Source organism: Frischella sp. Ac48 (assembly GCF_019641635.1).
GTDB lineage: Bacteria > Pseudomonadota > Gammaproteobacteria > Enterobacterales > Orbaceae > Frischella > Frischella japonica.
The window spans coordinates 45,377-57,655 of record NZ_JAETXP010000009.1 but is presented as its reverse complement, the minus strand read 5'-3'; the positions used below and the strand labels follow the sequence as shown (position 1 = coordinate 57,655).

The following is a 12,279-nucleotide window of genomic DNA, read 5'->3' as shown; positions in this document are numbered from 1 at the left end:
TATTATGGTAGAAAATAAGAGGGTTATAATCAATTATTTTGGTAGATTACAACCCTTATTAAAATTTAGGATTAGTTCATATTAACTTAATCTATTTATACGTTTTGGTAACACCTGATGATTTATCAAAAGTTTTTGCACTATTAATGTAATGATCTATTTACTAACTAAATGATAAATTTCATTACGACCCCATACCGGCTATTGCTTTTCTAAAACGCATTAATGAAAAAGTAAAGAAAACAATGCCAATACCAAGTAACCAGGCATAAGAAACCCAAACGACATTCAAACCCGCACCACGATATAAAATAGCTTGTCCTAATTCGACAAAATGAGTAGTCGGGGCGAACATCATTATATTTTGTACCAATTCAGGCATACTTTCACGTGGTGTCGAACCACCAGATAACATCTGTAATGGTAGTAAGATCAAGATCAACAACATAGCAAATTGCGCAGTTGAACGAGCAACCGTTGCCAGAAAAATACCTAATGACGTAGTTACAAATAAATGTAATGATGCGCCAATCAAAAATAGTACCACCGAGCCAGCAATAGGAACTTCTAGCCACCACTGCACTACCAGCATTAACGCACCCCATGTCGATATTAATACCACCAATCCCATTGACCAAATTTTTGATATCATAATTTCAAAGGGAGTAACAGGCATTGACAATAAATGATCAATGGTGCCATGCTCCCGTTCACGCATCAAGGCAGCCCCTGTTAAGATAATAGATAACGTTGTCACAATGTTGATTATTTCCATTACCGAACCAAACCATGAACGAGTTAAATTAGGATTAAACATCGCTCTAACTTGAATATTCACAGCTGATGAAGCGGTTGAGCGATAACGATTAACAAATTGATTAACTTCATCATTAATCATTTGAGTTATATAACCATTACCCACAAAAGCTTGCCCCATCCTTGTAGCATCAACATTTAATTGAATTTCAGGACGCATATTATTCAATACATCTCGTTGGAAATTAGGTGGAATATTTAATGAAAAGGTATAACTATCGGTATCCATACCAGCATCAACTTCCTTCATTGAATAAACTTTTACTGGAGGCATAAACATCGGTGGATAAAAAGCGGAAGTAATTTGCCGCGACAGAGGAGAATCATCTTCATCAACCACCGCAATGGTTGCCCGATTCAAAGAATCAGAGGTTGCCGTAGCAGCGGTATAAATATCAATGGTAAAGCAGTAAGCTATCAAGATCAACATGATTGGATCACGCAACAATCCCCATAACTCTTTAACCCCTAATCGAAAAATATTAATCACACTTTGCATAGGGCTATCCTTCCTGTTTTTTTAGTAAAAGAATACTCATCCCTAATATAATCGGAATGGTGATCAATAAGGAAAATATTGAAGTATGTAAATCAGCAAATTGCAACGCTTTATTAAAGACTCCACGCGAAATAATCAGCATATGAGCCGTTGGATAAACTTCACCAATATAGCGCCCGGAGCCTTCTAATGAAGAAACTGGATTAAGCAACCCAGAAAACTGAATTGCAGGTAACATAGTACCGACACAGGTCAGAAAAATAACCGCAATTTGGCTACGTGTTACAGTCGAAGCAAGCAATCCCATTCCTGTTGCAATAATACAATATGCTAAGGCTGAGATACAGAGCGTAAATATTCCCCCTTTAATTGGAACATTAAAGATAGTAATTGCCATAAATAGCAAAATAAAAAAACTCGACATTGATAATACAATATAGGGAACTTGCTTACCGAGTAGAAATTCTGCCCGTGTGACTGGCGTAACATAAAGATTGATAATTGAACCCATCTCTTTTTCTCGTACAACCGATAAAGCCGCTAACATTGCCGGAATCATTAATAACAAAATAGGAATAACCGCAGGCACCATGGAAGGTAGGCTTTTTACATCAGGATTATAGCGATATCGAGTTTCAACATTTGCTAATCCGGCAATTTGTTGACCTAATTTTTCTCGCGCCTGATCATTAAGCCATGCTAAATGCATACCCTGCACATAACCTTTAATTGTATCTGCCCGTAGTGGCATAGCGCCATCAATCCAAATAGCAATATCTACTGGATCACCACGTTGTATATCACGACCAAAGTTAGGTGGGATTTCTATTGCGAGAGAAATTTTACCGCTACGCATACGCTGATCCATATCCTTATAATCAATCAACGGTTTTTCCTCAATAAAGTAGCGCTTTGAACCCGATAAATTGAGCGTGTAATTATGACTTAGACCACTTTGGTCTCGATCCAATACAGCAAAATGTAAATCCTCAACATCTAAAGTAATTCCATATCCCATTACTAACATCAATATAGCTGAACCAAGTAGCGCTAATACAGCCCGTAATGGATCGCGAGATAATTCTAATGCTTCACGCCATAAACATCCGACCATCCGAGTCAAACTAAAGCCTGGAATTTTACTTTGTTGGTCATTTTTTTTCTCTTTAGGACGTTCAATATGCTCCTTATCACCGGAACTTTGACTTTCAACTTGCTTAGCAGAATCATCAGCACCAGCCTCAACCAAATAACTGATAAAAGCTTGTTCGAGTGTTTGTGCTTGTTTCGCAGCTATTATATTAGCTGGCGTATCACTCGCTAATACTTTTCCAGCATGCATCAATGAGATACGATCACAGCGTGCTGCCTCATTCATAAAATGGGTGGTTATAAACACTGTGACTTTATCTTTACGCGACAATTCAATGATTAAGCGCCAAAAATCGTCACGTGCAATCGGGTCAACCCCAGAGGTCGGTTCATCTAAAATCAAAATTTCTGGATTATGAACCACAGCTACAGATAACGATAAACGCTGTTTCACCCCCAGCGGTAGACTATCCGGTAAGCTTTGTCGATGTTCTTCAAGACCAAATCGCTTTACTAATTCGCTTACTCGTTGCGGGATATTAGCTTCCTTGATTCCATATAAACGTGCATGTAATACTAAGTTTTGTTCAACAGTAAGTTCACTATATAATGAAAATGCTTGCGACATATAACCTAGATGCCTTCTAACATTAATATCATTCGCATCCACAGGTTTACCAAATAACCAAGCTTCTCCTTCTGATATTGGTAATAACCCTGTTAACATTTTCATAGTAGTTGATTTACCACAGCCGTTGGATCCTAAAAAACCAAATATTTCTCCTTGTTGAATCGAAAAATTGACATGATCAACTGCGATAAAATTACCAAATTTTTTAGTTAACCCTTTTGCTTCTATTGCTATTTGCGCTTTATCGCCCCCCTCTAATGGTGGAATTTCAACCGCTTGGTAACCTTGTTTAGCATTTTCAGGCATTAATTGGATAAATGCGTCATCCAGATTGGTTTTACCTGTTTGTGTCAGTAATTGCTGAGGTGTCCCTGTTTCAAGAATCTTCCCCGCATACATGGCAACTAACCAATCAAAATTCTGTGCTTCATCCATATAGGCAGTGGCAACAATTACACTCATTTGTGGACGCTGCTTACGAATCTTGTTAATCAGCTCCCAAAATTGGGCTCGAGAAAGCGGATCCACGCCAGTGGTTGGCTCATCTAAAATAAGAAGATCAGGATCATGAATCAACGCAGAACATAAACTCACTTTTTGCTTCATTCCACCTGATAAGCGACCTGCTGGACGAGATAAAAATGGATACAGTCCCGTACTTAACGTGAGTTCATCAATACGACGCCGGCGTTCTTGTGCATCATGTCCAAATAAACGGGCAAAAAATTGGAGGTTTTCTTCAACTGATAAAGTTGGATAAAGATTTTTACCTAACCCTTGTGGCATATAAGCGATGCGTGTACAAATCGATTTACGATGACCTTTATCAGCCATATTACCATCAAGCACATAAACACTACCATCTTGAATAACATGTGCGCCAGCAATTAATGACAATAAACTTGATTTTCCCACCCCATCTGGTCCAATTAAACCAATCATACAGCGTGATGGAAAATTTAAGCTAATATTATCCAAAGCCCGCACATCTTTGTAACAAAGTGTGGTGTTTTCCACCTTCACCACATAATCGTTATCTATTTTAGCTAAAGCATTAACTAAATCTTGTTTTGGCTCTGACATAACCACACTCCATTATTGGTTTGGACATGCAGCTAAATCCGATAACTCTTGCGGCCATGCAACATTAGAATCTAATTTTACCCACGCAACACCCGGTAATCCTGTTTTGACCTGATTAATAAAACATTTAAGTAACTCTGGCTTGATTTGTGCTTTAACGCGGAACATTAATTTTTGACGTTCATCTTTAGTTTCAACTGTTTTTGGCGTAAATTGTGCGACACTTGCAACAAATGAGACATATGCGGGGATTGATTTATTCGGAATTACGTCTAAAACGATTCTGACTTCATCACCAATAGCTACTTTACCTACTACAGTTTCTGGTAAAAAGAATGTTAAATAAATATCAGAAAGATTGACTAAATTAAGCACTTTACCGCCAGCACTTAACACTTCACCCGGTTGCGCAATACGATATTGAATACGCCCGCCCACTGGCGCAACCAATGTACTATCATCAATATCAGCTTGAATCTGCGTAATATTGGCTTCAGCAACTTTTATTGCTGCAGCAGCACTTTGGATATTCGCTTGAGCCGATTCAACAGAAGCTTGCGCTGAATCAACTTGTGATTTTGCAGATTGTAAAGCCGCTTTGGCACTTTCCATTTTCGCATTATCATCATCATACTGTTGTACTGACAAAGCACCAGTTTTATATAGCTTTTCTGTACGTGCTAAATGTTTGATAGCTAAATCAAGATCGCTTTCACGTTGATTAACAATTGCTTCAGCAGCTGCTTTATCACTTATGCTAAGACCAAGTTGCGCTTTCGCATTTTCTTCATTACTCATTGCTTGCAATAACTGTGCTTTAGCTTCATTTAATTGCGCATTTAAAGTATCGGTTTGCATAATAACCAGTGGTTGATTTACTTGTACAAATTCACCTTCTTGAACTTTAATTTGTTCAATTCGACCAGCAAGCTTGGTAGAAATATTAATTTCAGTACCTTCAATTCTACCATTGCCACTAATAAAATTAGGTCCAAAGCCGTCATCTTTAGTTAGAAACCAAATTAAGGTTCCAGCAACAACAACGGTAAGGAAAAGAATAAGCCATTTTCTATTTAACTGTTTCATCGTAATATCCTAATAATATCCTTATTTAAATCTTAAAGTTGATAATAAAGTTTATCTAATATGTATACTGATAGCTTAAAAGCGAAACTCAAACTTCAACAACAATGATAGTAAATAGAGAAATCAGCCCACTTTTCATTAAAATATCCTTTAACTTTATTTAAATCTTAAAAAGCAAAATAAAGTAAGATATTAATAATCAAAATCACTATCCAATGTTGGATTCAGATTGATACCAAATACCACTATTTTTAGTATTTTTATCTAGATATTTTGTTTATTTTATGCTAATTATTTTGTAAAGCATAATCATTTTATGCCTATTCAAAAATTATTATTTATGGTAATGTTGCCCATTTAATATACAACACAATGACATAATCAAGTATTATTTCTAGCGCTAATTTTTGCCTCAAGATAATAAAACAAATTTATGCAATGAATGGTTTTATTTTTTATTTACCTTACTTATTGTAGTATATTTGTTTTAAAAGGAGTCTTTACTCACCATAAAATAAGATAAGCAGTTAAAACACGATGGAACAAAATATTAAACTCAATTGTTTATTAGAAAATTTACAACTTATTTTTAATAACAATACATTCAAACAACGACTTGCTCATAGGATTGGTTATCAAACTGAAAGTCAGCAACAACCCAGACCACAGAGTTTAGTTGAATACTTACAACAAGTTATTCAACCTGAATTAAATTCTATGGGTTTTACCACTACCCAAATTGATAATCCCGAAACAGAAAACTGTCCCTTTTTGATTGCCGAGCGTATCGAAAGTCCTACACTACCAACTGTTTTATGTTATGGTCATGGCGATGTGGTATTTGGTGATGCAATACATTGGCGTAAAGGACTAGAACCCTGGCAATTGATTGAAGAAGGCGATCGCTGGTATGGTCGCGGTACAGCAGATAATAAAGGTCAACATACCATTAACTTTGCAGCTTTAGAGCAAGTATATCTTGCTCGGGGTAAAAAATTAGGATTTAACTGCAAAGTATTATTTGAAATGGGAGAGGAAATCTCATCACCCGGTTTGGCAAAAATTGCCGAACAGTATCGAGATCAATTAAAAGCCGATCTTTTCATTGCTTCTGATGGTCCACGTTTATCTGCTGATCAACCGACGTTATTCTTAGGATCTCGTGGTTGTATTAATTTCAAACTTACGATAAATAGTCGTGAACAAGGTTACCATTCGGGTAATTGGGGGGGCTTGTTGTCCAATCCGGCAACACAGTTAGCAAATGCGATAGCATGTTTAGTAGATAAACAAGGCAGAATACTTGTCGATGGTTTAAGACCACCGGCATTAAGCCCAGCTATCCGCCATATTTTAAGTGATATCCAACCAGCTGGGCAATTAGGTGATCCTGATATTGACATCAACTGGGGAGAACCCGGCCTTACCCCTGCTGAACGGCTTTTCTCATGGAATAGTTTAGAGGTATTGGCTTACACAGCAGGAAATCCGGCAAAACCCGTGAATGCAATTCCCCCTAATGCATCGGCTACTTGCCAGCTCCGTTTTGTGGTTGGCACTGATACCAAAAATATTATTAACAATATTAAAAAACATCTTAACTTACATGGTTTTAATAATGTCGAAGTTGAATCGTGTGGTATCACTGCTGCAACACGCTTTGATCCAACTGACCCACTGGTTGATTGGGCATTAAGTATTATTCAACAAGCGACGGATAAAAAACCGGCTTTATTACCTAATTTAGGTGGATCATTACCAAATGATATCTTTGCCGATATTTTAGGCTTACCAACCCTTTGGATTCCTCACTCTTATCCGGCGTGCGGTCAACATGCTGTTAATGAACATATGCTCAAATCAATAGCCTATGAGGGATTAAACATAATGGCTCGACTATTTTGGGATCTTGGTGAACGAGGTAATGAATTATTACTTCAACATAAGCATCACCAAGAAAAAAATAAAAAATAAGGAATACAATTTATGCAGTCCATAAACACTGAAAAAAATTCACCCCAAAAACCTAATCTATATAAAACATTATTTGCTACATGTATTGGTAATGCTTTGGAATGGTTTGATATTGCTGTCTATGCTTTTTTTGCCAATTACATTGCTAAGGCTTTCTTTCCTAATACCGATGAAACATTATCACTCATTATGACTTTTGCTTCTTTTGGTATTTCATTTCTTATCAGACCAATTGGAGCCGTGTTTTTAGGTAATTATGCTGATAAACATGGTCGTAAAGCATCATTACTGGCATCAATGATTTTAATGATGATTGGTTGTTTAATGATTGTTATCATGCCAACCTATCAAACTATCGGATTAACAGCGCCAATTTTGATGATTGTTGCGCGTCTTATTCAAGGATTTTCTGCTGGTGGTGAATTTGGTAGTTCGACCGCTTTTTTAATTGAACATTTTCCCGAACGTAAAGCCTTTATTGCCAGTTGGCAATTTGCCACACAAGGTGTTAGTACTTTACTTGCAGCGTTATTTGGTTTAATTTTAACTAACACTTTAACTGAATCTGAAATAAGTGAATGGGGTTGGCGAATTCCTTTTGCTTTTGGACTATTAATTGGTCCGGTTGGTCTCTATATTCGACGTTACATTGATGAATCGCCAACCTTTGAAAAAGCCGAAAAAACTCAATACCCTTTAATAGAGATCATTCTCAATCAAAAATCATTGTTCTTCATCGCCGTTGGTTTAATGATGATTTCAACTGCTATTAACTATATGTTACAATATGTGCCTACTTATGCGACGAAAAACCTTCATTTAGATAGCTCAACTGCATATACGGCAACGTTAGTAGCGGGTATAATTTTAACTTTTGTTACTCCATTAGTTGGTTTATTGGCAGAAAAAGTCGGTCGTATTCCATTAATGTTTGCATCCTTGGTTTTATTACTCGTCACAGTTTATCCCGGTTTTGCTCTTACCGTCGATTTTATCAGTCCAACATCGTTAATTTTGTTAATTAGCTGGTTAGCTTTATTAAAATCAATTTATTTTGCAACCGTACCTTCTATGATGGCAGACATTTTCCCAGTCAAAACAAGGGCTACTGGCATGGCGTTAAGTTACAATGTTTCAGTAACAATTTTTGGCGGTTTTGCACCTATGATTTGTACAATATTAATTAGATTAACTAAAAGTGATCTTGCGCCAAGTTATTATTTAATTGCCATTGGCTTCATTAGCTTATTTGCTTTATATCAAGCGAATGCCCTCAAAAAATAATTTTTAATTGTCTATCTCTTTATCAATAAAACTTCCCTATATCTTATTAGGGAAGTTTTAATAAGATGTTATTTAATTTAACACAATGATTTTTTTAATTAACAGAACCTCTCTATTATCACATCTTATCCACTTACTATCATTAATCATCAAATAAAAAAAATGTGAAGACTTTATTTTTGTAGACAATCAGTCTATATTATTAAAAAATGTTTTGAGAAATTTTATGATGAAAGTGATACAACAAAAACCTAAGCGAGGAAGACCTCCTAAATCAACGCATGATCATCAAGATACCAAACAAGCTTTGATTCGTAGTGGGGTTGAATTAATCACCGAACGCGGATATATGACTGCAGATATCGACAGTATTTTAAAACGTGTTGGTATACCCAAAGGATCATTTTATTATTATTTTGAAAATAAAGAGGCCTTTGGACACGCAATCTTAGAAAATTACGCAAGTTATTTTGCTCACAAACTCAATAAATATCTCAATAATCAGACCATTTCACCTCTAGAACGGATTTATCAATTTTATCTTGATGCAAAACAAGGTATGGAAAAATACCATTTTAACCGTGGTTGTTTAGTGGGCAATTTAGGGCAAGAAATTAGCACCATACCCCATAGTTTTCGGCAACGGTTAAATGAAATTTTTCTGGATTGGCAACATTGTATAGCTAATTGTTTAACTGAAGCACAATTAAATGGTGATATAGCACAATCACTCAATAGTCAAACCTTAGCCTACTCTTTTTGGATTGGCTGGGAAGGCGCTGTCATGCGTGCAAAATTAATTAAAAATGCCGAACCGATGACAATATTTATCAACTATTTTCTAAACAACTTAGATTACAAACCAAATCTAGGTACAGATCATTCCCATTAATGACTTGTTATAAAAGGAAAACACCATGTTCAATGCAATTCTTATCGAGAAAGATGATAAAGGCTATCGCGCCAACCTCACTCAGCTTCAACCATCCCAATTACCTGATGGTGATGTCACTGTTCAGGTAGACTATTCGTCATTGAATTATAAAGACGCCTTAGCCATTTCAGGTAAAAGCCCAGTTGTACGACAATTCCCTATGGTGCCAGGCATTGATTTCGTCGGGACAGTAATCGACAGCCAAACATCACAATACAAAAAGGGCGATAAAATATTACTTAATGGTTGGGGAGTAGGGGAAAAACATTGGGGTGGCCTAGCGCAATTTGCTAAAGTGAATGGCCAATGGCTCATTCCATTACCACAAAATTTGACCGGTAAGCAATGTATGGCAATTGGTACAGCCGGTTATACGGCAATGTTAGCAATTATCGCTCTTGAAAAACATGGCATTTCACCGAAAAAAGGAAAAATTTTAGTCACGGGTGCAAATGGTGGTGTAGGCAGTTTTACGATCGCGATTTTAGCTAAATTGGGCTATCATGTAATTGCTGCTACCGGTAGACTAAATGAAAGTGCTTACCTAAAGCAATTAGGTGCTAACGAAATTATTGATCGTCATGAATTGTCTGAACCGGGTAAACCATTAATGAAAGAACGTTGGATAGCTGCCATCGATTGTGTAGGTAGTCAAACGCTAGCTAATGTTTGCGCAAGCACACAATATGGTGGTGTAGTTGCCGCATGTGGTTTAGCACAAGGTATGGATTTTCCTAGTAGTGTAGCGCCCTTTATTTTACGCGGTATTAGCCTTATCGGTATCGATAGTGTTATGCGCCCTTATGCTGATCGTGTTGAAGCTTGGCAGCATTTAGCAACTATCCTAGATGCACCATTATTGGACACCATTGGCAAAACAATTTCATTAAAACAAGTCATCCCTACAAGCGAAAAATTATTGCAAGGCCAAATCCGAGGTCGCATCATTGTCGATGTAAATCAGTAATAATCAATATACAAGGGTGAATGGCTCACCCTTTACAACACTTAAATTTTAAACACCAAAGCTAAGAGAGGTATAAAATAATTAGATTGTGACGCTTTTGCGCAAGAAAAATAGGCCGCGTAGTAACGTTGATGATCAGAATCATGATAATCAATGTGCCAACGCAATTTATGAACAGAATTTAAAATGGATAAGCAGTTAATTAAACGATATATTAAATAAAGGGTAAATGAACAACCTATTATTAGTATTCCCCATTGCATATAATCTTGTTGATAATCTATAGTAGCGCTATAGATATTAATTAGTTGATAAACGCTATAAGCAGTTACCATAGTTAAGAAAAAGAGTTTTAGTTTAAATAATTTTATAAATTTAGATGCCAATACTTGTTCATCGTCAGCAAATATATTGATTAAACTGTTTACATCTTCTTCGACTGGAAAGCCATTAATATCAAAAATAAGACGATCTTTAGAACTTTCAACCAATACTTGATTTTTTCTTTTCCAACTATCGATCAAAATCCCAACAATGATAGAAAAAACAAAGGCTAAGCCTATTATATAAGCCACTATAACTTGATAACCAAAAATGGATATCACACATCCAATAATAAAAAAAATATACAAATGCATCGTTTATTCCCTTAAATTTTTATTTTGATCATTTATTTCTGTATTACTATACATGTTGCATCTAATAAGAGAAACTTTAGCAACCCATTAATATTTAATGCACAGTAACAAACAATTGTGATTTTATATCTTATAACAACATAATACGTTTATTTTGATAGAACACCTAAATTATACATAAATGAGAAGATATTGCATGGTTAAAGTTATATTATTATTTTTAGTAACTGCATTGGCTGAAATCACCGGTTGTTATTTTGTCTATCTTTGGATTAAGCACATAACATCAGCTTGGATTTTAGTTTTAGCAGCCATTAGCCTGATGATTTTTACTTGGTTATTAACACTGCATCCAGAAGCAAGCGGTCGAATTTATGCCACCTATGGTGGCATTTATATTATAACTTCGTTAGTTTGGTTACGCTTAGTCGATCATGTAAAATTAACGGCTTTTGACTTAATTGGCGCAAGTATGATTTTAGTAGGTAGTTTAATTATTATTACTGGCTGGCGCTCGGTATAAATTTTATTATACCGAGTTTTTGCTAGCTTAGAATTCGTTTATTCGGACGATAAAAATAAAAAGTGTTAACTTATTTTTGGCTCTTTTTCCATTCAATCACCCCATAAATGGCATTAAACAAGTATATTAAATATTGCGTAGCAATAATTGGATTATGAGTATAAATATTCAAACCGATGGTCAAAACATTAAGGAGAATCCATAAATACCAATTAAATGAAAAACGCATCATTAATAACAATTGAGCAATCAGCCCCAAGCCGAATATAAAACAATTTGCAATTAATTGATATTCAGTATTTTTTGCTTCCAATTCAGTTGTTAAAAAAACATTTAAAAAAGCAGCTATAATCAAGAAAAATAAAATTGTTAAAAAATGATTTTCTTTTAATTGTCTAACTTTTACGGCTTTATCCGTATCTTGATTTTTACGCCAATTCACTAACCCATAGACATGTGACAAAAAATAAAATATAGAAGGTAACGCTGCTCCTATATTATTACCGAGAAAATTGGCAGTACTTTCGCCAAATGCCGCCATCATACCCAAAACATTACCGCTATTTTTTCGTTTAGCTAATAATATTACACACAATAAACCACACATGGATCCCACAAAAGAGATAGCGTAACGTTGATCAAAATCCTGTAGAGGATTAGTTGATAAAAAAGCTAAAGTCACGAGTACCAGACAAATATATGGATAAATTTTACTACGTCCAATAAGTAGAATTAAATGAGTCATATGTATT

10 protein-coding genes are annotated in these 12,279 nt (G+C 35.6%); 5 read left to right on the top strand and 5 right to left on the bottom strand.

The features are described from left to right. Nucleotides 1-184: 184 nt before the first annotated feature. The 3 genes from JMI89_RS05055 to JMI89_RS05045 are packed head-to-tail and all read right to left on the bottom strand — an operon-like array spanning nucleotide 185 to nucleotide 5,207. The gene (locus JMI89_RS05055; protein ID WP_187754467.1) at nucleotides 185-1,315 is read right to left on the bottom strand and encodes an ABC transporter permease; all 1,131 of its coding nucleotides are present in this window, start codon (nucleotides 1,313-1,315) and stop codon (nucleotides 185-187) included. Nucleotides 1,316-1,319: 4 nt separating this feature from the next. After that, on the bottom strand, nucleotides 1,320-4,121 hold the full coding sequence (gene rbbA / locus JMI89_RS05050) for a ribosome-associated ATPase/putative transporter RbbA (protein WP_187754466.1): 2,802 nt from the start codon (nucleotides 4,119-4,121) through the stop codon (nucleotides 1,320-1,322). Nucleotides 4,122-4,133: 12 nt separating this feature from the next. Beyond that, nucleotides 4,134-5,207, bottom strand: coding sequence for an HlyD family secretion protein (locus JMI89_RS05045; RefSeq protein WP_187754465.1), 1,074 nt, complete (start codon nucleotides 5,205-5,207; stop codon nucleotides 4,134-4,136). A 537-nt stretch (nucleotides 5,208-5,744) separates the two neighbouring features. On the opposite strand from JMI89_RS05045, the gene JMI89_RS05040 reads away from it, so the two are divergent. The 4 genes from JMI89_RS05040 (at nucleotide 5,745) to JMI89_RS05025 (ending at nucleotide 10,366) form a co-directional block, all read left to right on the top strand. Next, complete coding sequence (locus JMI89_RS05040; protein ID WP_187754464.1) at nucleotides 5,745-7,181, top strand: M20 family metallopeptidase; 1,437 nt, start codon at nucleotides 5,745-5,747, stop codon at nucleotides 7,179-7,181. A gap of 12 nt (nucleotides 7,182-7,193) precedes the next feature. Further along, on the top strand, nucleotides 7,194-8,465 hold the full coding sequence (locus tag JMI89_RS05035) for an MFS transporter (protein WP_220679482.1): 1,272 nt from the start codon (nucleotides 7,194-7,196) through the stop codon (nucleotides 8,463-8,465). A 226-nt stretch (nucleotides 8,466-8,691) separates the two neighbouring features. Continuing rightward, nucleotides 8,692-9,357, top strand: coding sequence for a TetR/AcrR family transcriptional regulator (locus JMI89_RS05030; protein WP_220679481.1), 666 nt, complete (start codon nucleotides 8,692-8,694; stop codon nucleotides 9,355-9,357). 25 nt (nucleotides 9,358-9,382) lie between these two features. After that, nucleotides 9,383-10,366, top strand: coding sequence for an MDR family oxidoreductase (locus tag JMI89_RS05025; RefSeq protein WP_220679480.1), 984 nt, complete (start codon nucleotides 9,383-9,385; stop codon nucleotides 10,364-10,366). Nucleotides 10,367-10,407: 41 nt separating this feature from the next. Here JMI89_RS05025 and JMI89_RS05020 read toward each other — a convergent pair whose 3' ends face one another. Continuing rightward, entirely contained in the window at nucleotides 10,408-11,004 is a 597-nt protein-coding gene (locus tag JMI89_RS05020; protein WP_187754461.1) for a hypothetical protein, read from the bottom strand. Nucleotides 11,005-11,200: 196 nt separating this feature from the next. On the opposite strand from JMI89_RS05020, the gene JMI89_RS05015 reads away from it, so the two are divergent. Further along, nucleotides 11,201-11,527 (top strand): YnfA family protein, encoded by a 327-nt coding sequence (locus JMI89_RS05015; RefSeq protein ID WP_187754460.1) that lies wholly within the window; start codon nucleotides 11,201-11,203, stop codon nucleotides 11,525-11,527. 70 nt (nucleotides 11,528-11,597) lie between these two features. Here the strand turns inward: JMI89_RS05015 and pnuC are convergent, their stop codons facing one another. Continuing rightward, entirely contained in the window at nucleotides 11,598-12,272 is a 675-nt protein-coding gene (gene pnuC / locus JMI89_RS05010; RefSeq protein WP_187754459.1) for a nicotinamide riboside transporter PnuC, read from the bottom strand. Between the last annotated feature and the right edge of the window lie 7 nt (nucleotides 12,273-12,279).